Origin of the sequence: Thioclava marina, assembly GCF_002020135.1 — a bacterium.
GTDB lineage: Bacteria > Pseudomonadota > Alphaproteobacteria > Rhodobacterales > Rhodobacteraceae > Thioclava > Thioclava marina.
Genome location: NZ_MPZS01000001.1, coordinates 1695804 through 1716523 on the forward strand (window position 1 = coordinate 1695804; position 20720 = coordinate 1716523).

23 protein-coding genes are annotated in these 20720 nt (G+C 62.4%); 8 read left to right on the plus strand and 15 right to left on the minus strand.

What is annotated here, in order from left to right; genetic code table 11:
- Window positions 1-73: 73 nt before the first annotated feature.
- Genes BMG00_RS08185 through dapD form a run of 3 tightly spaced genes read right to left on the minus strand, consistent with a single transcriptional unit; the run spans window position 74 to window position 1897 of the window.
- Window positions 74-430 carry a hypothetical protein gene (locus BMG00_RS08185; RefSeq protein WP_078526278.1) on the minus strand — a complete coding sequence of 119 codons (357 nt, stop codon included), beginning with the start codon at window positions 428-430 and terminating at the stop codon, window positions 74-76.
- Between the two features lie 7 nt (window positions 431-437).
- Complete coding sequence (locus BMG00_RS08190; protein ID WP_078573915.1) at window positions 438-1070, minus strand: LysE family translocator; 633 nt, start codon at window positions 1068-1070, stop codon at window positions 438-440.
- Window positions 1070-1897 (minus strand): 2,3,4,5-tetrahydropyridine-2,6-dicarboxylate N-succinyltransferase, encoded by an 828-nt coding sequence (gene dapD / locus BMG00_RS08195; protein WP_078526280.1) that lies wholly within the window; start codon window positions 1895-1897, stop codon window positions 1070-1072. Before dapD ends, BMG00_RS08190 begins: the two co-directional genes overlap by 1 nt.
- Before the next feature lie 81 nt (window positions 1898-1978).
- Between dapD and BMG00_RS08200 the strand changes: the two genes are divergently transcribed.
- Window positions 1979-2803 (plus strand): LOG family protein, encoded by an 825-nt coding sequence (locus BMG00_RS08200; RefSeq protein WP_078526281.1) that lies wholly within the window; start codon window positions 1979-1981, stop codon window positions 2801-2803.
- 10 nt (window positions 2804-2813) lie between these two features.
- Here the strand turns inward: BMG00_RS08200 and BMG00_RS08205 are convergent, their stop codons facing one another.
- From BMG00_RS08205 to BMG00_RS08220, 4 genes are all read right to left on the minus strand, one after another.
- The gene (locus tag BMG00_RS08205) at window positions 2814-3524 is read right to left on the minus strand and encodes a gamma-glutamyl-gamma-aminobutyrate hydrolase family protein (protein ID WP_078573917.1); all 711 of its coding nucleotides are present in this window, start codon (window positions 3522-3524) and stop codon (window positions 2814-2816) included.
- Window positions 3521-4495: an amidoligase family protein gene (locus tag BMG00_RS08210; protein WP_078526283.1), complete on the minus strand. Its 975-nt coding sequence runs from the start codon at window positions 4493-4495 to the stop codon at window positions 3521-3523. Before BMG00_RS08210 ends, BMG00_RS08205 begins: the two co-directional genes overlap by 4 nt.
- 60 nt (window positions 4496-4555) lie before the next feature.
- On the minus strand, window positions 4556-5737 hold the full coding sequence (gene rlmN, locus BMG00_RS08215; RefSeq protein WP_078573918.1) for a dual-specificity RNA methyltransferase RlmN: 1182 nt from the start codon (window positions 5735-5737) through the stop codon (window positions 4556-4558).
- Window positions 5738-5872: 135 nt separating this feature from the next.
- Window positions 5873-6391, minus strand: coding sequence for an invasion associated locus B family protein (locus BMG00_RS08220; RefSeq protein WP_420604811.1), 519 nt, complete (start codon window positions 6389-6391; stop codon window positions 5873-5875).
- A gap of 166 nt (window positions 6392-6557) precedes the next feature.
- Here BMG00_RS08220 and BMG00_RS08225 point away from each other — a divergent pair, with 166 nt between their 5' ends.
- Window positions 6558-7547: an asparaginase gene (locus BMG00_RS08225; RefSeq protein ID WP_078573920.1), complete on the plus strand. Its 990-nt coding sequence runs from the start codon at window positions 6558-6560 to the stop codon at window positions 7545-7547.
- On the opposite strand, the gene BMG00_RS08230 is transcribed toward BMG00_RS08225, so the two are convergent.
- The 6 genes from BMG00_RS08230 to BMG00_RS08255 all read right to left on the minus strand — a co-directional run bounded on the left by BMG00_RS08230 (window position 7548) and on the right by BMG00_RS08255 (window position 11599).
- Window positions 7548-8366, minus strand: coding sequence for a DUF1217 domain-containing protein (locus tag BMG00_RS08230; protein ID WP_078573921.1), 819 nt, complete (start codon window positions 8364-8366; stop codon window positions 7548-7550).
- Window positions 8363-8767, minus strand: a complete 405-nt coding sequence (gene flbT / locus BMG00_RS08235) for a flagellar biosynthesis repressor FlbT (protein WP_078526292.1) — start codon at window positions 8765-8767, stop codon at window positions 8363-8365. Before flbT ends, BMG00_RS08230 begins: the two co-directional genes overlap by 4 nt.
- Entirely contained in the window at window positions 8764-9141 is a 378-nt protein-coding gene (gene flaF / locus BMG00_RS08240; protein ID WP_078573923.1) for a flagellar biosynthesis regulator FlaF, read from the minus strand. Before flaF ends, flbT begins: the two co-directional genes overlap by 4 nt.
- Window positions 9142-9227: 86 nt before the next feature.
- Window positions 9228-10751, minus strand: a complete 1524-nt coding sequence (locus BMG00_RS08245; protein WP_078573925.1) for a flagellin N-terminal helical domain-containing protein — start codon at window positions 10749-10751, stop codon at window positions 9228-9230.
- Window positions 10752-10968: 217 nt separating this feature from the next.
- Window positions 10969-11310: a hypothetical protein gene (locus BMG00_RS08250; protein ID WP_078573927.1), complete on the minus strand. Its 342-nt coding sequence runs from the start codon at window positions 11308-11310 to the stop codon at window positions 10969-10971.
- On the minus strand, window positions 11300-11599 hold the full coding sequence (locus BMG00_RS08255; protein ID WP_078573929.1) for a rod-binding protein: 300 nt from the start codon (window positions 11597-11599) through the stop codon (window positions 11300-11302). The genes BMG00_RS08250 and BMG00_RS08255 overlap by 11 nt, the downstream gene beginning before the upstream one ends.
- An 821-nt stretch (window positions 11600-12420) precedes the next feature.
- Here BMG00_RS08255 and BMG00_RS17610 point away from each other — a divergent pair.
- Window positions 12421-13638 carry a flagellar hook-length control protein FliK gene (locus BMG00_RS17610; RefSeq protein ID WP_158521699.1) on the plus strand — a complete coding sequence of 406 codons (1218 nt, stop codon included), beginning with the start codon at window positions 12421-12423 and terminating at the stop codon, window positions 13636-13638.
- Between the two features lie 9 nt (window positions 13639-13647).
- Window positions 13648-14319 carry a flagellar hook capping FlgD N-terminal domain-containing protein gene (locus tag BMG00_RS08265; protein ID WP_078526307.1) on the plus strand — a complete coding sequence of 224 codons (672 nt, stop codon included), beginning with the start codon at window positions 13648-13650 and terminating at the stop codon, window positions 14317-14319.
- Here the strand turns inward: BMG00_RS08265 and ubiB are convergent.
- The gene (gene ubiB / locus BMG00_RS08270) at window positions 14316-15845 is read right to left on the minus strand and encodes a 2-polyprenylphenol 6-hydroxylase (protein WP_078526309.1); all 1530 of its coding nucleotides are present in this window, start codon (window positions 15843-15845) and stop codon (window positions 14316-14318) included. The genes BMG00_RS08265 and ubiB overlap by 4 nt on opposite strands.
- A gap of 3 nt (window positions 15846-15848) precedes the next feature.
- Entirely contained in the window at window positions 15849-16601 is a 753-nt protein-coding gene (ubiE, locus tag BMG00_RS08275; protein ID WP_078573932.1) for a bifunctional demethylmenaquinone methyltransferase/2-methoxy-6-polyprenyl-1,4-benzoquinol methylase UbiE, read from the minus strand.
- Between the two features lie 76 nt (window positions 16602-16677).
- On the opposite strand from ubiE, the gene mutM reads away from it, so the two are divergent.
- From mutM to dnaA, 4 genes are all read left to right on the plus strand, one after another.
- Window positions 16678-17523, plus strand: coding sequence for a bifunctional DNA-formamidopyrimidine glycosylase/DNA-(apurinic or apyrimidinic site) lyase (gene mutM / locus BMG00_RS08280; protein ID WP_078573934.1), 846 nt, complete (start codon window positions 16678-16680; stop codon window positions 17521-17523).
- A gap of 87 nt (window positions 17524-17610) precedes the next feature.
- The gene (locus BMG00_RS08285) at window positions 17611-18387 is read left to right on the plus strand and encodes an enoyl-CoA hydratase (protein ID WP_038075337.1); all 777 of its coding nucleotides are present in this window, start codon (window positions 17611-17613) and stop codon (window positions 18385-18387) included.
- Window positions 18388-18586: 199 nt separating this feature from the next.
- Complete coding sequence (rpsT, locus tag BMG00_RS08290) at window positions 18587-18853, plus strand: 30S ribosomal protein S20 (protein ID WP_078526315.1); 267 nt, start codon at window positions 18587-18589, stop codon at window positions 18851-18853.
- 479 nt (window positions 18854-19332) lie between these two features.
- On the plus strand, window positions 19333-20703 hold the full coding sequence (gene dnaA / locus BMG00_RS08295) for a chromosomal replication initiator protein DnaA (RefSeq protein WP_078573935.1): 1371 nt from the start codon (window positions 19333-19335) through the stop codon (window positions 20701-20703).
- The last annotated feature ends 17 nt before the right edge of the window (window positions 20704-20720 follow it).

Below are 20720 nucleotides of genomic sequence, written 5' to 3' on the forward strand. Positions count from 1 at the left end.
GCCTGTTCGCTGTTTGATAACAGTGTATCAACGCCCCGTGAGGTTTCAACGGGGCGTCGTGGCGGCAAGCGGGTTATTGCAGCGGCTTTTTGTCGTCGCCGAAATAGGGCTCCATCTGCGCGATGATCACCGAGTTTTCCTCGAGCGCACGGGCCATCAGCGCCCGCTCCTCGTCGTCGATCTCGTGGCCCTGCTTCTCGCGCTCCGCGATCGTGCCATAGCCCGTGACATCGAGCGGTGCGAGCTCCGCCTGCTTGAGGATCGCCACGGTCTCACGCACGGCCTCGGCCTCATCGACGCCCGAGGCATAGCACAACAGCCCTGCCCCCGAGGCCCCTTTCGGCAGCCCGTCATTGGGCGCGCGGCCGACCTCGACCAGCAGGGTATAGACTTGCTGGCGCGAGGGTTTCTTCGCGGGCTTCTCTGTCATCACAACCTCACAGCTTTTCCGTGGCGAGCCGCAGACCGAGCGCGATGAACAGCCCGCCAAGGGCCCGCTCCATCCACAACGCCGCGCGTCGCGAACGGCGCAGCCGCCCCAGCGCCGCATCCCCCAGCAAGATCGCGACGGGTTCGATCAACGCCGCTGCGGCTATGATCAGCACGCCGTGCAACGCCATCTGCGCGGCAACCGATCCTGCTCCCGCCACCACGAATTGCGGCAGGAACGCCATCATGAACACTGCCATCTTCGGATTCATGATGTTGACCAGCGCGCCGTCACGGAAGGTCTTGCGCAAAGACACCGAGGGCATGCCCGCGACGTTCAGGCTCGCACCGCCCGAGCGCAGCGCCTGAATGCCGAGCCAGATCAGATAGCCTGCGCCAACCCATTTCACGATGGCAAAACCGATCTGCGACGAGGCGATCAGCACCGACAACCCGGCCGCCGCCAGCGCCACATGCACCGACGCGCCCGTCCAGATCCCGAACATCGCGGCGAAGCCCGCGCGCCGCCCGCCCTGCGCAACCTTGCCCAGGATGAAGGCAAGATCCGGCCCCGGCGACAGGTTCAGCAGAACCGCCGCCGCGCCGAATGCCAGCCAATGAGCGAGCGAATAGTCGAACATCAGTCGCGCAGCAGCTCGTTGATGCCGGTCTTGGAGCGCGTCTGCGCATCGACGCGCTTCACGATCACAGCGCAGTAAAGGTTGATGCCGTTCTTCGAGGGCATCGAGCCCGAGACGACGACCGAATAGGGCGGCACTTCGCCATACATGACCTCGCCGGTCTCACGATCGACGATCTTGGTCGATTTGCCGATATAGACGCCCATGCCGAGAACCGAGCCCTCGCGCACGATGCAGCCCTCGACGACTTCCGAGCGCGCGCCGATGAAGCAGTTATCCTCGATGATGGTCGGGCCGGCCTGCATCGGCTCGAGCACGCCGCCGATGCCGACGCCGCCCGAAAGGTGCACGTTCTTGCCAATCTGCGCGCAGCTGCCCACCGTCGCCCAGGTGTCGACCATCGTGCCCTCGTCCACATGAGCGCCAAGGTTCACGAAGGAGGGCATCAGCACCACGCCCGGCGCGATATAGGCCGATTTGCGCACGATGCAGTTCGGCACGGCGCGGAAGCCCGCCGCCTTCCATTCTTTATCGCCCCAGCCCTTGAACTTGCTGTCGACCTTGTCCCACCAGTGGCTGCCCTGCGGGCCGCCGTCCTGCTGTTCCATGTCCTTGAGCCGGAAGCCCAGCAGAACCGCCTTCTTGGCCCATTGGTTCACATGCCAGTCGCCATTCTCGAGCTTTTCGGCCACGCGCAGCTCGCCGCGATCCAGCGCGTTCAGCGTATCCTCGATCGCTTCACGGGTCTCGCCACCGGTCGACGGCGTGATCGTGTCACGAGCTTCCCAGGCAGCTTCAATGGCAGTTTCGAGCGCGGCGTTCGACATGGGCAGATCCTCTTTCAGGTGGCCTTTACAGCGTTCACGCTATAGTTGGTCAAAGCCAATCGCGCAATGAGCAGGAGCCCCATGAAGGACGATCCGACGCATTCGTTCCGCCACTCGCGTGAAGACGCGCAGACCGCCCGGAACATCCCCGACACGCCCCAGACCCGTGCCCCCGCCTATCGGCTGGCCTACACGGATGTCGATTTCATGATGCGCGAAGAGTTGCGACCGGTGCGATTGCAGCTCGAACTTCTCAAGCCGCAGATGATCATGGACGAGCGCGGGATCGAGTCGACCATCGTGATGTTCGGCGGGGCGCGCATCCCCGCGCCCGAGAAGAAAGAGAGCGCCAAGACGCCCTATCTGGCCGAACTGTCGCGCTATTACGAAGAGGCGCGTCTCTTCGCCAAGACGATGACCGATCGCTCGATGGAAAGCTATGGCCGGGAATTCGTGATCTGCACCGGTGGCGGGCCGGGCGTGATGGAGGCAGGCAATCGCGGCGCGCATGAGGCAGGCGGCCAGTCGATCGGGCTCAATATCGTGCTGCCGCACGAGCAGGCGCCGAACGAATTCGTCACGCCCGATCTTGCCTTCAACTTCCACTATTTCGCGATCCGCAAGATGCATTTCCTGATGCGCGCGAAAGCCGTGACGGTATTCCCCGGCGGCTTCGGTACGCTCGACGAGATGTTCGAGGCACTCACGCTGATTCAGACGAACAGGATGTCGCGCATCCCCTTCATCCTGTTCGGACGCGACTTCTGGGCCGAGATCATCAATTGGGAGCGGCTCGCCGAAGCGGGCACGATATCGCCCGAGGATCTCGAGCTGGTCAGTTTTGTCGAGACGGCCGATGAAGCCGTCGCGGTGATCGACGGGTGGGATTATTCGAAATGCGGGTGAGCGGGCGGGCCTAAGCCTTCGCCTCAGCGCTCACTTCGGGCAGTTGCGCGCGATGTTCGACGCCAGCGCGCGCCGCCGCCACCAATGCCCGGAACAGGGCCCGCTGGCGATGTGCATAGGTCAGGTATTCCGGGTGCCACTGCACACCGAGGGCGAAGGGCTCTTCGATCCGCTCGACCGCCTGCACCATGCCGGACCCGTCACGCGCCGCCACGCGCAGCCCATCGCCCAACCGATCGACAGCTTGCGAATGCAGCGCGTTGACCCGCATCGGCTCCAACCCCGCGAGCGCGCCAAGCCGCGTGCCGGGCTCGATCCGCACATCCTTTTTCGGCAGGATCGTCGAGTGCTTGCGCGCGCCGTAATGGTTATAGGCATCCTGATGCAGGTTGCCGCCCAACGCGACGTTGAGCATCTGCGCGCCGCGACAGATTCCCAGCACCGGCTTGCCCTGCGCCATCGCTTCCTCGACAAGGCATCTCTCCAGATCATCACGCGCCGGGTCGAGCACCGCGCTCGCGACCAGCTCGCCATCGTAAAGTTCGGGCGAAATGTCATCCCCGCCACCGACGATGATGCCGTCGACATGGCGCACCTCGGCCCGACGTCCCGCGACCCAGCGCACCGAACGCCCGCCCGCGAGCCAGACGCCCAACGCAATGAACGGGTAAACCCGCCAACCGGTACGGCGCGAGGTCGAGATGCCGATCAACGGCCTCATGCGCGCGCCGCCTCGAGCAGACCCGTCTCTTTCAGAATGCCATCGCAGGTCTCGACCCATTTGTCGCCGAACGGGTGGAAACCACCTTTCGCTGCCCGCCATTCGTGGCTCAACCGATCCAGCAATTCGCGATCCGCCGCGATCTTCTCGACCAGCCACCAGCGCCGCCACTCGCTGTCGAGCGACCAGTTCGGATCGTCGATCCGGCAATCGGGCAGGCGGAAATGGAAAGCCGGTCGTGGCGAGACGGTGCCGCCTTTCCCCTCCTTCGGATCAATCAGATCGGGACGCAGTTCGCAAAAGATCGGCAGCATATCGAGCCCATGATTGCGCGACAGTGTATGCTTGCGATAGGTCGCGATTGCGCGTTCCAGCGTGGCGTCAGGTCCGAGCGTCATCAGATCCGCGATCAGTTTCCGGGGATAGGGCGCGGTAAAGGGCAGCAATTCGCGCGTCATCTCGATTGGCCATGTAGAGCGCATCCATTCCTCGATCAGCGCAAAAGCCAAGAGGGGGCGCACGATATCTTCGGCCTCGTCGGAGGCGATCTCGATATTGAGGTGAAGGCCAAAACCGTAGAGCGGTGAGCGCCCGGTTCCTTCTGCACCTTCGCTGCGCAGCAATTCAATAAAATCAGATAGTTGAAGAAGGCCTTCTCGGGGCAATGGGTCGGTCACGATCTCGACCGGGATCACCTCGCGCCCGATGCGCAGGCCGAACTCCTTGAGCGCGTTGTCCGCCTCCTTGCGCAGGAAGATATCAAGGTAGATCTGAAGATCACCGATCTTCGTCCCGCTGACCTTCCAGTCGTTGCCTTCGACCCGCTCGGCCTTTCCGTCAAGCGCATCAGCCGCGATCCGGGCGATGCGTTCTTCAGTCAGACCGGCAAACTCGATCTCCACGCCGGTGCGACGCGGTTTGCCCTTGGAGTTTTCAGGTTTCGGCAGCGGGGCGATGGCCTCTCGCGTCATGATCTCTCCGGATGCTGTCCCTCGTTGAAGATCAATGCCGAAGCCATCAGGCGAGTTCCCTTACAGCCCCGCTTCCGCCTGGATCTCGGCACGGGATTTGCGCGCACGCTCGGTCGCCGATTTCAGCTGACCGCAGGCGGCCATGATATCCTCGCCGCGCGGCGTACGGATCGGCGACGCATAGCCAGCCTTGTAGATGATGTCGGCAAAGCTCTCGATGCGCTCCCAGTCGGACCGCTCGTAGGGCGCACCGGGCCATTCGTTGAACGGGATCAGGTTGATCTTCGCCGGAATGCCGCGGATCAGCTTCACCAGACGGCGCGCATCCTCGTCGCTGTCGTTCACGCCCTTGAGCATCACGTATTCGAAGGTGATGCGTTCGGAATTGGACAGGCGCGGATAATCACGCAGCGCATTCAGAAGCGTCTCGATATTCCACTTCTTGTTGATCGGCACGAGTTTGTCGCGCACCTCGTCGGTCGTCGCGTGGAAGGAAATCGCAAGAAGGCAGCCGATCTCCTCGGCCGTTTTCGCGATCTCGGGCACCACGCCCGAGGTCGACAGCGTGATCCGGCGGCGCGACAGGCTGAGGCCTTCGCCATCCATCACGACCTGCATCGCATCGCGGACATTCTCGAAGTTATACAGCGGCTCGCCCATGCCCATCAGCACGACATTCGACACCAGCCGCGTCTCGTTCTTCGGCGTGTTCTGCTCGGGCCATTCCTCGAGATCGTCGCGCGCCACCATCACCTGGCCGACGATCTCGCCCGCAGTCAGGTTGCGCACCAGTTTCTGCGTGCCGGTGTGACAGAAGGAACAGGTCAGCGTGCAGCCGACCTGCGAACTGATGCAGAGCGTGCCGCGATTTTCCTCGGGGATATAGACCGCTTCGACCTCATGGCCGCCTGCGATCTTCAGCAGGTATTTGCGTGTGCCGTCCATCGAGACCTGTTTCGAGACGATCTCCGGCACGGTGATCTCGAACCGCTCGACCAGCATCGCACGATAGTCTTTCGCAAGGTTCGTCATCTGCGCGAAATCGCGCACGCCCCAATGGTAGATCCATTGCCAGATCTGGCCGACGCGCATCTTCGCCTGCTTCTCGGGCGTACCCGCCTCAATCAGCACGTCGCGCAGCTGGTCACGGGTGAGACCGACGAGGTTCACCTTGCCGCCTTCGGGCAGCTTGCGCGGGATCGTGTGCACGTCTTGCGTGATCGGAGCCGAAGGCTTGGTCATGGCACGTTTCCTTGAAATGAGGCGCTTCATATAGGGGATTCGGGCCTGCAATAACAGGGGGCAATGCACGCCTCCTTTTCGAACGCAAAAGCCCCGGCGCGCAGGCCGGGGCTACAGGCATCTCTCAGCGCAGCTTTACTGGCAGCGTTTCTCGGCCTCGTCCGTCGCTGCGGTGAAGCCCATCAGCGAGAAGGTATCTTCCGTCTGGGTGCCACGCCCCGAACGCGCGGTGAGTTTCACATCGGCACCCGCCTTCAGAGCGGCGATGATCTTGGCGTCCTCGTCGGGCGAACCCGCCCAGGCGCCTTCCCCGTCGGTGAAGAGCGTGAATTTCTGCCCCCCGACCTCGAGATCGACGGTCGAGCCGTCGGCGAAGGGATAGCCGCCCATGAAGGAGACCTCGGGCTTCTTGCCCGGACGATAGGTCACGAACAGCAAGATGTCGCCGCGGCGAACCTGCACGACCTTGCCGTCTTTCGTGTTCACGGTCTTCTTCGGCTTCGACACGCCCCAGCATTCCTTGGGGTTGTCGTCGACGAAAACGCTCCAATCCGTGTTTGCGGCCACGCGGTTGGTGCTTTCCTGAGCCATCGCGCCTTGTCCTGCCCCGAACATGAGCGCGGCGATCGCCGCGATCCGCAGACCCATTTTCATCATGCTTACAGCCTCCAGCTGTCGTTTTGCCTCTGCATCGCCCGGGCCGGTCGCCCTGTTTTTCGTGGCGGATGCGTTTTCCACTCGATAACACTCATTTAACCCACAAATGCCTAGGGGTAAAACCCCGCAACGGCGAGATTTCGCGCATGAACCGGAGAGAAAGATGACAGCAGCACCGATGATCGAATTGTGGCGGGGCGGAATGCTGGAATCCGAGCATCACGGTCACGCGGTGATCTACGGTCCGGGCGGCGTCGAGATGGCTTGGGGCGACCCGGATGCGGTGATCTTCCCGCGTTCTTCGGTGAAGATGATTCAGGCGCTCCCGCTGATCGAGAGCGGGGCGGCAAAGGCGGCAGGACTGACCGATCGGCAGCTCGCCTTGGCCTGCGCAAGTCACTCGGGTGCTGCGCTACATCGCGAGGCGGTCGCGGACTGGCTCGCGGCGCTCGGGCTGGGCGATGACGACCTGCGCTGCGGGGCGCATATGCCGCGCGACCGGGACGAAAAGAAGCGGTTGATCTGTTCGGACGGCACGCCTTGTCAGATGCACAACAACTGCTCGGGCAAACATGCCGGGTTTCTGACCCTCAATCGCCATCTCGGGACCGGGCCGGAATATGTCGAAGTGCTGCATCCGGTCCAGCAGGCCGTCAAGGCGGCCTTCGAAGAAGTCACCGGCGAAGACTCCCCCGGCTTCGGGATCGACGGCTGCTCGGCGCCGAACTTCGCAACGAGCGTGACGGGGCTGGCGCGTGCGATGCAGTTCTTTGCCGCAGCCAATCCCGAAGGAGACCCACGCGAGAACGCCGCGGCCCGCCTCGCCCGCGCGATGGCACAGTATCCGGAAATGGTGGCAGGCGAGGGACGCGCCTGCACAGATCTGATGCGCGCAATGGAAGGGCGTGTCGCAGTGAAGACCGGGGCGGAAGCCGTCTATGTCGCGATCCTGCCCGAGCAACAGCGCGGCATTGCTCTCAAGATCGTGGACGGCGCCACCCGCGCATCGGAAGCCGCCATCACTGCCCTTCTGGTTCGCCTTGGCGCTCTCGAGCATAGTCATCCGGTCGTCTCGCGCCTCTTGACCGGATCGCAACGGAACTGGCGCGGTCTCGTTACGGGCGAGCTGCGCCTCGCTCCGGGGTTCGGCTGATCACAGCAACAGCGACAGGCCCGAAGACCCGCTGCCCTTTAAGAGCATGAGCGCAGCATCTCCAGAGGTGATTGATCCGCTTGCATCGAGCTGACTGCGCAAGAAGAAATCGCGCGTCAGCTTCTCCAATGCCTCTGGACTGGTGAACTGCGCGGGATCGGATGAACCGAAAAGCGCTTCGGCCTTTTGCGCGTAGATCTCGACTTGTCGGTCTACGTCGAGCGACGCGACACTCGGCGGCAACCCGAAGGCGACTTGGAAAACACGGCTTAACGAGGTCGTCCCGATGATCGTGTACCATTTTGTCGTTGCGCTCGTTTCCTTGGCTGCGAGTTCAGGAAGGTCCTTTTGCAGCGCGAGCGCGAGACGCATATCCGCGTCGGTATTGCCAACAGCGACCTCGAATTGCCGGGATTCGTATTGCCCGATGATTTCTTCCGCGAAATCGGACAACACCGTGCGCGGTGTGGTGTAGTCTCCGAAGCCGAAAGCCTTCGTGAACGCAAGATAGCGCTTGTCCGAAAGCTTGTTGCCTAAAGACCCGCTATCCAGCGAGCCTTCTTCAAGCACTTTGCGGATGAAAAACCTGTTTCCGATATCCTCATCAAGCCCGAAAGCGCCCAGCGCAACGTCAAGGAGCCGGCGATCCGCAACCAGATCTTCGGCACTTGTGATCGATCCGATCCTCTCGCGGAAATACTCTTTCGCAGTCTGCACCTCCGCGGAAGCGACAAAGGCCGCTTTCTGGGTTTCCATCGTTCGGTTCAGAAACCCCCAACCTGCATAGCCGGAATAGGGCACAATGGGCTGGTAGCTCATGACGGGCGAGCCGCGAGCAGCCGCTCCTCCCTCGGCAACAGGCTGCGCAGGGCCTTGAGGGCCTGATAATGCTGATTGTCGATCACCGCCAGCGTCGCCGCGTTGAGTTGTGTTCGGCTATCGTGATCGGTGAGGACTTGGCTGAGTTGTTCGATGCCGCGCAAAAGTTGCATCTTCGCTTCCTCCGGATCGGCATCTCCCGAGAGCACAAGCTGGGCAATATAACACACACGACGCACCGGCGTGTTGACCTCGCCGGGATGGATCGCATCGCGCAGGCGCAGGATATTCGCGTTTGGCGTCATGATTGCGAGGCGTGAACGTCGCTCTCCATTCTCAATGACCGCACCGTTGATCAGGACCCGTTCTTTCGGCGCCAGTTTCAGGACGAGACCAGTCATGCCGCCCCCCCGTCCTGACGCAAGCCGCGCATGATGGCGGTGTTGATGTCGACGAGAACATCAGCCGACCCCTGTCCAGAAAGGATCTTGCGGCTATGGGATTGGGTAAATTCGTTCAGATAGAAAAGGCGCGCGCGCAACTCCGCAGGAAGGTTGTTTGCGGGATCGGCCACATCCGCTGCGAGCACGGTCCATAGCTTGCGGTTGTCGCAAATCGCCTCGGCGAGAGCTGGGAACTGCGCCGCGCCAGCGTCGGTAGCCTGTTTGAGGCGGCGTGTAACCCGGGCGAAAAGTTCGAATTCCATGCCACGCGCGGTGCGCACGGGCTGCGTTGAGTTGGCATAGGCCGTTTTGGCCAAGGTCGTCGCGTACACGGGAAATCCTTCCTGTGGCTGAATGCTGCGGTGCGCGGCTTTGCCGCGAGGAAAAGAGGCGCCGCTTACGGCGCCTCTGGATCATGTCAGCGGAACAGCGACAGGATGTTCTGCGGTTGCTGGTTCGCGATCGAAAGCGCCTGGATCCCGAGCTGCTGCTGGGTCTGAAGCGCCTGAAGACGCGCCGAAGCCTCTTCCATATCCGCGTCGACGAGCGACCCGATCCCCGCTTTCATCGAATCGGTGAGATTCGAGATGAAACTGGCCTGGGTTTCGATCCGGCTCGCCACCGAACCGAACTGCGCCGCGGCCTCGATCGAGGTCTGGATCATCGTCTCGATATTGTCGAGCGCCGCCGAAGCACCGGCATCGTTCGTAACATCGATATTATCAAGCCCTGACAGGCCGCCAGTCTGAACCGCGTTCCCGTTGACGTCATCATTCGCGGTGATCGTCACGGTCGCGTCGGTGGCGTTGTCATTGGCGATCTCGATGATCCATTGATCCGAGCCGTTCTTGGAGACCTTGGTCGTCAAATCCGCATTATTCTCGGAATCAATGGCGACCTTCAGACCTTTGACGACATCCTCCATCGTGTCGCCGTTGCTCGCCACGTAGGTCGCCGTTACCCCGTTCGAGAGCGCGAACTGATAACCGTCGCCTTCATTCACCGTCACATTCGAGAACGTGAAGGTCTCCGCGCGTTGATCGAGCATTACCGAACCTGCGCCTAGCGTGCCCGAAGACGCACCGCCCTGCGTGACTGAAATTGTCGTCTGGTCGAAGTCGCGCGTCGAGGAGAACTCCAGCGTGCCGGCATTGTTCGCAACGGTGATGCCCTCGATTTGAGCCGCGTTGATTGCATCCGCGATGGTTTGGGCCGCGGTTGTGTTGGTCGCGCTCAGATCACCAACGGCGAAACTGACCGTCGTTCCACCGATATTGAAGGACAGCGAATCGCCGCTGAAATCGCCGGCAAGACTGATATCTGCGGGCGTTCCGGCCCCATCATCGCGAATTGCCGTGGCGGACAGTGTCGTCGAGGTCGACTGCACGTTGGTCGAGAGATCGGTCAGACCCGCGCCGGTCCCGAGCGACCCGTCGGTCATCGTAAGATCCTGACGCGACACGACGATTTGCGAGGCGTTCACACTCCCGTCGGACTGGCGATCAAGCGACGAGAGCACCGAAACCGAATCCATACCCTCGATAAGGTTCAGGCCGTTGAACTGCGCCGCGCCGACAACCGATTTGATCTGGTCACGCAAGGCAACGATGTCGTCCTGGATCTTCACGCGATCGACGTTCGATTCCTGCGCAGCGACGATCTTGCCTTTCATCTCGGTCAGAAGGTCGGTGATCGTCTCCGATGCCTGACGCGCCACCGCGACGGTCGATTCGCCGAGGGCGAGGCTGTCGGAAATCCCCTTGAAGCCTTTCACATCCGATTCCATAACTTTCGAGATGGCCCATACGGCGGCATTGTCCTTCGCGGAGCCGACCGATTTCCCGGTCGAAATTTCGGACTGCGTGGTGGCGAGGTTGGAGTTGATCCCCTTGAGGGTCTGGAGCGCAACCATCGCGCTGGTATTTGTCAGAATGCTGGACATGTCTCATCCTTTCGTGGTCGGCGCTTTGCGCCGAATATTCAGAAGCCGCTGGTTCCTGCGGCGCTCATGGCGTTCTGACCTGTGCGGGGCCTTTCAGCGGGCCACGCGCCATCCGGTGGATGCGCACCCACATTGAGCTCGTCGGCGTTAAAGATCCGCTAACACGCCCTAGAGTTTTCCGGGTCGGGCGCGGAAAATTTCTAATCTGGTTAACGTGTTATGCGCGGCGCTCGAAGGCGCTTTCCTCGCGACGGATCGCGGTCTTGTGCCCCGACGCGTCATAGGAATCATACCCGCGCGCGGAGACCGTGATTGTTTTCAGACGCGATTGAGCTGCGCGCACCCCTTGCAATGCCGCTGCAAGAAGACGTTCATTTTCGATCGCCATTCGGCGCAGTTCGTGCAGCGCCTCGGCAGGGGGGGCGTCAAGGCGAGCCAACGCTTTTTGTTTGCGATCTGCAAGCCCCGTCAGCGCACCGAGATCCGCAGCCCGGATCGCCTCACGTTCGACCCGCAGAATATCCATCAACGCATGGACGGGGTCGGTTTCACGCGACATCTTGTGTCCCCCGAGCCTCGAGCGCTTTGAAAATCGTCTCGGCAAGGCCAATCCCACCCGCATTTACCATGCGTTTCGCCTTTTCCTCACGCAGGAAAGAGGTGAATTGTTCCTCACCCACACCGCCGCCAAAAGCGCCATTCATCTCCGCCAATCCGGCATGTTTGAGCATTTCCGACAGGAAGCCCGCCTCCAGCGCTTGGGCCGAGCGGCGCAATTGTGCGGAGCGCTCCGCGATGCGCAAAGATTCCGGCGCGGAAAGTGTGAAGGGAGAAAGGCCGGTTTGCATGGATTGCTCCAATTGATGCGATTTTTTCCGATCATGGGGATCTCGGGTAAAGAATCGGTAACCCCGGGACGGCAATCTCCCTTCATTCACAGACAGAAGTCGCGAGGATCATGATTCCCATTTCGCTCATCGAAACCGGTCTGGCGCCGCACCCGGACAAAGCTCCAGCGACGGCGCCGGAGTCACAAACGACTACAGAGCTGTTCGGCGTCGCGTTCGAAGAGACTGCGGCTCTTACACCGACCCTTCTCTTGCACACCGCGGAAAAGGCAATCCTCGGCGACGAATGCGCCCCCTCGGTAGCGACTGAAAAGTGTTCCGTCACCCTTGGCGCAGGTGCAAATCCCGAACCGCGGAGCGACATGAAGAACACCAGGCAGGCGGATTCTGCCACGAAGACCCCTTTGCCAGAAAACTGCGGGACGGGACCGGATTGTGATCGGTTTCGCGGGCGGATGCCGCCGCCGCAGGCGGATGCAATCCGCGCGCGCACTGAGAGGCTTTCGGAGGTTGGGGAGGACGCTGATGAGGCAAGGGGTTCGAGACCGCGCCAAAATTCAGGATCCGGGGAGGAGAATGCCGGGATGTCTGAAGCCCCCGCGCCGAGCCCTGCCCTGCCGACGCCACTCTCACCGCCCCTTGGAGAGGGACGTCTAAATGAAAGGGGGCCGCGCTCAGAGCCTGCCGGGACTGTGTCTGACAGTATTCGCATCGGAAGTGACCGCCCTCCCGGCGCAGCGAACACCGGGATAGCGCCGGAAATGCAGGATCGACGAGCGATTCTCCCGCCCCTTCTACCTGCGGGTAACCCTATGGGGGGCATGGCGTTTTTGGAAGCGTCGCGCGTCGAGCCAAGGTCAACGCCATCCATCGGCACCGAGTTGACGGAGGGCGGTTCCGACGCCGCCTCGGCACAGACTTCGCCCGAGCAGCGTTCTCAGGTGGGTCAACTCTTGAACGGAGGCGGCGGCGCAGACCTGCACGCAGGACGCAACGCCGCGTCGCTTGCAGGTGAAAGCGATCTCGGCCACCAAACCGCCGCTACGCCGGAAATGACGCGGATTACGCCAAAACAGGACATTCTAGGTGCGCACGATCCATCGCTTTCCGTGGGCACAGGTATGGCCCCGCGCGACAGCATCGAATTTGACCGTGGCGCAACATCGCGCACCGCAGTCGACATGCCGATCGCGCGGCTTATGACCCCGGAAATCCAGCCCGACGGACCCGCGCGCAATCAGATATCCGATGGGCGCCTCGGCCCTGACACCACCCGCGCTCCGCGATCGGTCGCGATCGAACCCACCAAGGCGACGTCAGGGGGGGATGCACCTTTGATGCGGCCCCAAGCCTCCTCCGATGTTACGGTGGCGCAAGCCGGGCCCAGCCCGCACTCCGGTGCAATGCCCGAAAAATTCACGGCAGAGCCGCTTGCTCCACCCCCCGCAACACATAGCGCCGATGCTGCGCAGGTGGCGCCTGCCCTGCCCGTCACGCCCAAGATCGTTGCGGACAATGACGAGCGCCTGAGCGATTTGCGCGCCTCTTCCACGGAGCCACCGCTCGCCCGCCCCGATTTGCCGCTTGCGACACTGCCCGAACCGCAACGAACGGCATCGGCGCCTCCGGCACCGGCGCTGGCGCAGTCCGTCGGCCAGCAGATCGGCGCTGCTCTTGCCCAGATGCCTGATCAGCCGATCGAAATCTCGCTTTCGCCAGAGGAGCTGGGTCGGGTGCGCCTGACGCTTCACGCCCACGATCAGGCCATGACCGTTGCGATCCAGGCGGAACGGCCCGAAACGCTGGATCTGATGCGCCGCCACATCGACAGCCTCGCGCGCGAGATGCGCGAGCTTGGATATGGCGCGCTGAATTTCACTTTCGATCAGAATAGCGACCAGAGCGCTTTTGCACAGCGAGACATGGGCGGTGATGCACAGGACGGGCCCACGCCGCCCAGTCTTGAGATGCCCGAACCGCTGCGCGCCAGCTTTGTGCCAATCCGGTCAGCCGCGTCAGGGCTCGACCTGAGGATGTGAGGACAAGACATGACCACCACCACACCGATCACCGCAAGCAGCGCCGTCACGGCGGCGGCGAACTCCACCAGGGCGGCGCAAAATGCGGGACTCAGCTCGGACTTCCAGACCTTTCTGACGATGCTGACAGTGCAGATGCAGAACCAGGACCCGTTGAACCCGATCGAAAGTTCCGATTACGCGGTGCAGCTTGCGACCTTTTCCGGCGTCGAACAGCAGGTGAAGACCAACGACCTGCTTCAGGCCCTGACGACGCAGCTTGGCCTCAATGGCATGTCGGAACTGGCAGGCTGGGTCGGCATGCAGGCCCGCACCGAAGCGCCCGCCTGGTTCGACGGGGAAAGCCCGGTGACGCTCTCGCCGAACCCCGTTCTCGGGGCCGATCAAACGATCCTCGTGGTAAGCGATGCCAGCGGAACGACGGTCGCGCGCGACACGATCCCGGTCAGCGCCGAAATACTCGCCTGGGACGGGCGCGATGGCAACGGCGCATCCCTTCCCGCAGGCCTCTATGAGTTCACTCTCGAAAGCTATTCGGGCGGCACGCTCGTCGGCACGAACACCGTCGAAACCTACAACCGGATCGTCGAGGCGCAGGGCACTGCAAGCGGCCCGGTCCTCATCCTCGAAGGCGGGAGTGCGATCTCGACCGAAGCCGTGACCGCCCTGCGCGAGGGCTAGATCAACTCGCCCAAAAGCACCCCGATCAGCAACAGGGCGGCTCCCCCCGTGGCGAGCGCGGCATAGCGCCAGCCCTTCGGATCGACCGGCGCGGGCGGCGGTTCGGTCTGACGGTGGATCGCGGCCTTGAGAAGCTCGGGGAGTTCCGGACCGAACCGGCCCAGCATCTGCACCGTACGCCGCAGATCGTTCAGCGCCGCGCGCGGCCCGAGATTCTCGCGGATATATTTCTCGACCACGGGCCGGGCGACCTCCCACATGTTGATCGTGGGGTTGAGCGAACGCGCCACCCCCTCGACCACGACCATCGTGCGTTGCAGCAAGATCAGCTGGGTCTGGGTCTGCATCCCGAAGCGCTCGGTCACCTCGAAGAGATAGGCCAGCAGCCGCGCCATCGAGATATGCTCGGCATCCATGCCGAAAATCGGCTCGCCCACGGCACGCAGCGCCAGAGCGAAATCATCCACATCGCGGTCGGCAGGCACGTAGCCTGCTTCGAAATGCACCTCGGCCACGCGGCGGTAATCGCGCTGGATGAAGCCCATCAGGATCTCGGCATAGACCCGGCGGGTATATTCGTCGATCTGCCCCATGATCCCGAAATCATAGGCAAGAATGTCGCCGTTCGCGGCCACCTTGAGGTTGCCGTGATGCATATCGGCATGGAAATAGCCATCGCGGAGCGCGTGGCTGAGAAAGAGCTGCAACACCCGCTCGCCGATCAGGTTCACATCGTGACCCGCAGCGATCAGTGCCTCGCGATCGCCCAGCGGCAGCCCCTCGGCCCAGTCGAGAACCATCACGCGTTTGGCCGAAAAGTTCCACGCAGGCTGCGGCACCCGAAAGCCCTCATCGTCCTTCGTATTCGCGCCGAATTGCGAGGCGGCAGCGGCTTCGAGCCGCAGATCCAGCTCTCCCAGAACCACCGATTCGAAATGCTTGACCACCTCGGTCGGGCGCAGCCGGCGCGAGGCGGGCGAGAGCCGTTCGATCATCCCGGCGGCGAAATGGAAGGCATCGAGATCGCGGCGGAAGGCGCGCTCGATCCCCGGGCGCAACACCTTGACCGCGACCTTCTCGCCGGTATCGGCGCGGCGCGCGGAATGGACCTGCGCGATCGACGCCGCGGCCACGGGTTCCGAGAACTCCATGAAGAGTCGATCAGCGGGGGCACCGAGCTCTTCCTCGATCATGCGCTTGGCAATCGCGGTCTCGAAGGGCGGCAGCTTGTCTTGCAGCACGCGCAGCTGGTCGGCCAGCTCATCACCCACCACGTCGGGCCGCGTCGAGAGCACCTGCCCGAACTTGATATAGGCGGGGCCGAGCGCGGTGATCGCGCGGGTGACGGGCGGCAGATTCGGATCACCCTTGTAGCCGAGCCAGGCGAAAGGCGCGCTGATCGCATAGGCCACCGCGCGCAGACGTGGCGTCGCGTTCATTGCCTCGAGTGCCTGATGCATCGCCCCCGAGCGGATGAAGGTCGCGCCAGTTCGGATCAGGCGCCAGATGTTATGCGGTCCGCGCATCGCTCAGATTTTCCAGCCCGAATGCAGCGCCGCGATCCCCATCGAGAGATTGCGGTAAGAGACGTTCTCGAACCCGGCCTCGCGGATCATCTGAGCGAAACTCTCCTGCGGCGGGAATTTGCGGATCGATTCCACGAGATACTGATAGCTGTCGCGGTCGTTCGCGACGATCTCGCCCATCTTCGGGATCACGTTGAACGAATAGAGATCATAGGCCTTCTGCATCATATCGTTCGGGATCTGGCTGAATTCCAGCACCATCAGCCGACCGCCGGGACGCAGCACACGATAGGCTTCGCTCAGCGCGTCGGGAATGCGCGTCACGTTCCGGATCCCGAAGGAGATAGTGTAAACGTCGAAGCTGTTATCGGCAAAGGGCAGAGCCATCGCATCGCCCACCACCCAATCGAGACAGTCGGCAAGGCTTTCGGCCTCGGCACGCTTGCGCCCCTCGATCAGCATCGACTCGGTCATGTCGCAGACCGTGGCATGGCCTGAGCCCGCGCGCTTGAGGAAGCGGAAGGACACGTCGCCCGTGCCGCCCGCTACGTCCAGCAGCTTCTGCCCCGGGCGCGGCGCGAGCCAGTCCATCATCGCATCCTTCCAGACGCGGTGAATGCCGACGCTCATCAGATCGTTCATGATGTCGTATTTCGACGCGACCCGCGAGAAGACGCCATGGACCATCCCGGCCTTCGCGTCCTCGTCCACGGTCTGAAAGCCGAAATGCGTGGTCTTTGATTGCTCTGCGCTCATGGGCCCTTGCCGATCCTGAATTCTCCCCCTTCTTATAGGGGCCCTTTGCCGCAAGACAATCCGATGAGGAGGAACAATGCCCGAATTGCCCGAGGTCGAGACGGTTCGTCGCGGGCTGGCGCCTGCGATGGAAGGCCACCGGATCGAACGGGCCGAGGTGAATCGCCCCGACCTGCGCTGGCCCCTGCCCGAACGCATGGCCGAACGGCTGACCGGGGCGAAGGTCGAGCGGCTGCGGCGGCGCTCGAAATACATCCTCGCCGATCTCGATACCGGGGAGAGTCTGCTCATTCATCTGGGCATGTCGGGACGGATGCTGGTCTCGGGCGTGACGCTCGGAGAGTTCCACCTCGACCACCCAGCCCCCGCGAAGCACGACCATGTCGTGCTGCACATGTCGGGCGGCGGGCGCGTGACCTTCAACGATGCGCGCCGGTTCGGGGCGATGGACCTGGTGCTGACCGACCGGGAGGCGGCGCATTGGCTGCTTGCGGGGCTCGGGCCCGAGCCCTTCGGAAATGACTTCAACGAAGAGTACCTGGTGGAGGCGCTCAAACGTCGCGCCAGCCCGATCAAGACCGCGCTGCTTGATCAGCATGTCGTCGCGGGGCTGGGCAACATCTATGTCTGCGAAGTGCTCCACCGCGCGGGCATCGACCCGCGCCGCCAGGCGAAACGGATCTCGAACGCGCGGCTGGCCTCGCTTGTACCGATCATCCGCGAGGTTCTGACCGAGGCGATCGCGGCGGGCGGATCGAGCTTGCGCGATCATCGTCAGGCCGATGGCGAGCTGGGCTATTTCCAGCACAGCTTCCACGTCTATGACCGCGAGGATGCGCCCTGCATGACCTGCGGCACACAGATCCGGCGCATCGTGCAATCGGGCCGATCGACCTATTTCTGCCCCACCTGCCAGAAGTGACGCCACGCCCAAACCCGCACAAGACGCTTGATCTGGCCTCCCCCTCTGCTAGGAGTCGCGTTCAGACACAAGGAAAGGCAAGACCGAATGGCCTACCAGACCCTGATCGTCGAGATCGAGGACTACGTTGCCCTGATCCGGCTCAACCGCCCCGAAGCCCTGAACGCCCTGAACTCCCAATTGCTGGGGGAACTGGCAGAGGCGCTGAAATCGGCGGAAGAGAATGACAAGGTGCGCTGCATCGTCATCACCGGCTCGGAAAAGGCCTTCGCGGCCGGGGCGGATATCAAGGAAATGTCGGAAAAGAGCTTCGTGGACATGTTCACGAGCGATTTCTTCGGCGTCGAGGCGGAGGCGATCAAGCGCATCCGCAAACCGATCATTGCCGCCGTGTCGGGCTACGCGCTCGGGGGCGGCTGTGAACTGGCGATGATGTGCGATTTCATCATCTGCGCGGAAAACGCCAAGTTCGGTCAGCCGGAGATCAATCTCGGCGTCATTGCCGGGATCGGCGGCACGCAGCGCCTGACCCGCTTCGTCGGCAAGTCGAAGGCGATGGACATGCACCTGACGGGTCGCTTCATGGACGCCGCCGAAGCCGAGCGCTCGGGCCTCGTGAGCCGCGTCGTACCCAATGCGAAACTGATCCCCGAGGCTATGGCCGCGGCACAGAAGATCGCGGAGAAGTCGATGCTGGCAGCCGCCGCGGCGAAGGAAGCGGTCAACCGCTCCTACGAGACGACGATGGAAGAGGGCATCCTCTTCGAGCGTCGCCTCTTTCACGCGCTGTTTGCGACCGAGGACCAGAAAGAAGGCATGGCCGCCTTCCTCGAAAAACGCGAACCGCAATTCCGCGACAAGTGATCGCGCGAAACTGAATACGCAGGCGGGGCTACGGCCCCGTTTCGCAATTATGGGCTTCCCCTTCAGGCATTTTTGCCCTAAGAGGCCCGCTTACATGCGCGTGGAGCCCGCTCAGGCTAGAATCATCCGGTTCTTCTGGAAACCCGGGGTCTGTCGTGCAATCGAAATTTGAACAGACCCGGAAAGTGGGAAACAGACCATGGCCAATACGCCCCAGTCCAAAAAGCGCGCCCGTCAGAACGAGCGTCGTCAGGACATCAACAAAGCGCGTCGCTCGCGCATCCGTACCTTCATCCGCAAAGTCGAGGAAGCGATCGCATCGGGCGACTACGCCGCCGCGACCACCGCTCTGCGCAACGCTCAACCCGAGATCGCTCGCGGCGTGACCAAGGGCGTCATCCACAAGAACACCGCCTCGCGCAAAGTCTCGCGCCTGGCTTCGCGCGTGAAGGCTCTCAACGCCTGATCCGCAAAGCAGTTGGATTCGCTAAGAAAAACGCGCCTGCTTTTCGTGCAGGCGCGTTTTTTCATGTCTAATCAAAGCGTTGACACACAACTGTTGCAGTTTTGCGCAGTCCCCTGAGATTCGTTTTCCGGAATCTCCCGTCAAGAGCAAAGGTCAGTTGCCTGTCGCCTCGAGGGCTTGCTAGCTTCACCTTGCGATTCACGTCGCCTTGGGGGACATGACGCATTTTTCGGGCGGTCGACGGGCAATAAAGTCTGCCACGACAAAGAAAAAGCCTCGCCGCAGCCCGGCAAGATGCGATTCCGATTCTCGAGGGCTCAAAACCCTCAGCTTCGGCAGGTATGCCTGCAACCGGGAGGATTCCCGGAGCGGCTGTCATGTCTTTTTGCCATGGGGAGGAGGCGGCCTGCCAGCCGCGATTCCGCATGCGCCCAGGGCGATCTCGTCGCACTTGATGTGTGTGATATATGGGCGGGAAAATGACGGACGATACCTGGGGCCGGGTCTGCGATGAACTTCAAAAAAGCGTTGGGCAGAATAACTTCACGACCTGGATCGCTCCACTGGAGCTGATCAACCTCGAAGACGGGATCGTCTCTTTCCGGGCGCCGACCAAATTCATGCGAGACTGGGTCTCGCGCAACTTCGCCGAACCGATTCTGAGCGAGCTGCGCCGTGCGGGCGTGAGCGCCGAGCGCGTTGATATTTCCGTGCCGCTGCGTCAGGTCGCCAATGGCGCCAAGCCCGCTGCGAAACCCGCCGCAATGCCGGTCAAGCCGCGCAAGCCTGCCCGCGCCGAGTCCGAACCTCTCCCCGGTGCGCCGCTCGACGCGCGTTTCACCTTTGACAGCTTCGTCGTCGGCAAGCCGAACGAACTGGCCCATGCCGCGGCCAAGCGTGTCGCCGAAGGCGGCCCCGTCACCTTCAACCCGCTTTTCCTTTACGGTGGCGTCGGCCTCGGCAAGACGCACCTGATGCACGCGATCGCGCATGAACTTCAGGTGCAGCGTCCCGATCTGCGCGTACTCTACCTCTCGGCCGAGCAATTCATGTACCGCTTCATTCAGGCGCTGCGTGACAAGCAGATCATGGACTTCAAAGAGATGTTCCGCTCGATCGACGTGCTCATGGTCGATGACGTGCAGTTCATCGCCGGCAAGGAATCGACGCAGGAAGAGTTCTTCCACACGTTCAACGCGCTCGTCGATCAGGGCAAACAGATCGTCATTTCCGCCGATCGCGCACCCGGCGAGATCAAGGACCTCGAGGAGCGCATCAAGTCGCGCCTGTCCTGTGGCCTCGTCGTCGATCTGCATCCCACGGATTACGAACTCCGCCTCGGGATTCTCCAGACCAAGACCGATGCCTATCGCACCGAATATCCCGATCTCCAGATCGCGCCCGGCGTGCTCGAATTCATCGCGCACCGCATCAGCTCGAACGTGCGTATTCTCGAAGGCGCCCTGACCCGCCTCTTTGCCTACGCCTCTCTGATCGGCCGCGAGATCACGATGGATCTGGCGCAGGAATGCCTCAAGGACCAGCTTCGCCAATCCGAGCGCAAGGTCACCGTCGAAGAGATCCAGCGCAAGGTGGCCGAGCACTACAATGTCCGCCTGTCCGATCTGGTGGGGCCCAAGCGCCTGCGCGCGATCGCCCGGCCGCGTCAGGTCGCGATGTTCCTCGCGAAATCGCTGACCACCCGGTCGCTGCCCGATATCGGGCGTCGCTTCGGGGGCCGCGATCACACCACGATCATGCACGGCATCCGCAAGATCGAGGAGCTGCGCGCGACGGATTCGCAACTCGCCGAAGATATCGAGTTGCTCCGCCGCCTCCTTGAAAGCTGATCTCGCCCGCTGGGCTT

What these genes read in the sequence shown, in the direction of transcription:
- BMG00_RS08185 (WP_078526278.1), bottom strand. Translation starts at nt 430, where the DNA reads ATGACAGAGAAGCCCGCGAAGAAACCCTCGCGCCAGCAAGTCTATACC.
- BMG00_RS08190 (WP_078573915.1), bottom strand. Translation starts at nt 1,070, where the DNA reads ATGTTCGACTATTCGCTCGCTCATTGGCTGGCATTCGGCGCGGCGGCG.
- dapD (WP_078526280.1), bottom strand. Translation starts at nt 1,897, where the DNA reads ATGTCGAACGCCGCGCTCGAAACTGCCATTGAAGCTGCCTGGGAAGCT.
- BMG00_RS08200 (WP_078526281.1), top strand. Translation starts at nt 1,979, where the DNA reads ATGAAGGACGATCCGACGCATTCGTTCCGCCACTCGCGTGAAGACGCG.
- BMG00_RS08205 (WP_078573917.1), bottom strand. Translation starts at nt 3,524, where the DNA reads ATGAGGCCGTTGATCGGCATCTCGACCTCGCGCCGTACCGGTTGGCGG.
- BMG00_RS08210 (WP_078526283.1), bottom strand. Translation starts at nt 4,495, where the DNA reads ATGACGCGAGAGGCCATCGCCCCGCTGCCGAAACCTGAAAACTCCAAG.
- rlmN (WP_078573918.1), bottom strand. Translation starts at nt 5,737, where the DNA reads ATGACCAAGCCTTCGGCTCCGATCACGCAAGACGTGCACACGATCCCG.
- BMG00_RS08220 (WP_420604811.1), bottom strand. Translation starts at nt 6,391, where the DNA reads ATGAAAATGGGTCTGCGGATCGCGGCGATCGCCGCGCTCATGTTCGGG.
- BMG00_RS08225 (WP_078573920.1), top strand. Translation starts at nt 6,558, where the DNA reads ATGACAGCAGCACCGATGATCGAATTGTGGCGGGGCGGAATGCTGGAA.
- BMG00_RS08230 (WP_078573921.1), bottom strand. Translation starts at nt 8,366, where the DNA reads ATGAGCTACCAGCCCATTGTGCCCTATTCCGGCTATGCAGGTTGGGGG.
- flbT (WP_078526292.1), bottom strand. Translation starts at nt 8,767, where the DNA reads ATGACTGGTCTCGTCCTGAAACTGGCGCCGAAAGAACGGGTCCTGATC.
- BMG00_RS08245 (WP_078573925.1), bottom strand. Translation starts at nt 10,751, where the DNA reads ATGTCCAGCATTCTGACAAATACCAGCGCGATGGTTGCGCTCCAGACC.
- BMG00_RS08250 (WP_078573927.1), bottom strand. Translation starts at nt 11,310, where the DNA reads ATGTCGCGTGAAACCGACCCCGTCCATGCGTTGATGGATATTCTGCGG.
- BMG00_RS08255 (WP_078573929.1), bottom strand. Translation starts at nt 11,599, where the DNA reads ATGCAAACCGGCCTTTCTCCCTTCACACTTTCCGCGCCGGAATCTTTG.
- BMG00_RS17610 (WP_158521699.1), top strand. Translation starts at nt 12,421, where the DNA reads ATGGCGTTTTTGGAAGCGTCGCGCGTCGAGCCAAGGTCAACGCCATCC.
- BMG00_RS08265 (WP_078526307.1), top strand. Translation starts at nt 13,648, where the DNA reads ATGACCACCACCACACCGATCACCGCAAGCAGCGCCGTCACGGCGGCG.
- ubiB (WP_078526309.1), bottom strand. Translation starts at nt 15,845, where the DNA reads ATGCGCGGACCGCATAACATCTGGCGCCTGATCCGAACTGGCGCGACC.
- ubiE (WP_078573932.1), bottom strand. Translation starts at nt 16,601, where the DNA reads ATGAGCGCAGAGCAATCAAAGACCACGCATTTCGGCTTTCAGACCGTG.
- mutM (WP_078573934.1), top strand. Translation starts at nt 16,678, where the DNA reads ATGCCCGAATTGCCCGAGGTCGAGACGGTTCGTCGCGGGCTGGCGCCT.
- BMG00_RS08285 (WP_038075337.1), top strand. Translation starts at nt 17,611, where the DNA reads ATGGCCTACCAGACCCTGATCGTCGAGATCGAGGACTACGTTGCCCTG.
- rpsT (WP_078526315.1), top strand. Translation starts at nt 18,587, where the DNA reads ATGGCCAATACGCCCCAGTCCAAAAAGCGCGCCCGTCAGAACGAGCGT.
- dnaA (WP_078573935.1), top strand. Translation starts at nt 19,333, where the DNA reads ATGACGGACGATACCTGGGGCCGGGTCTGCGATGAACTTCAAAAAAGC.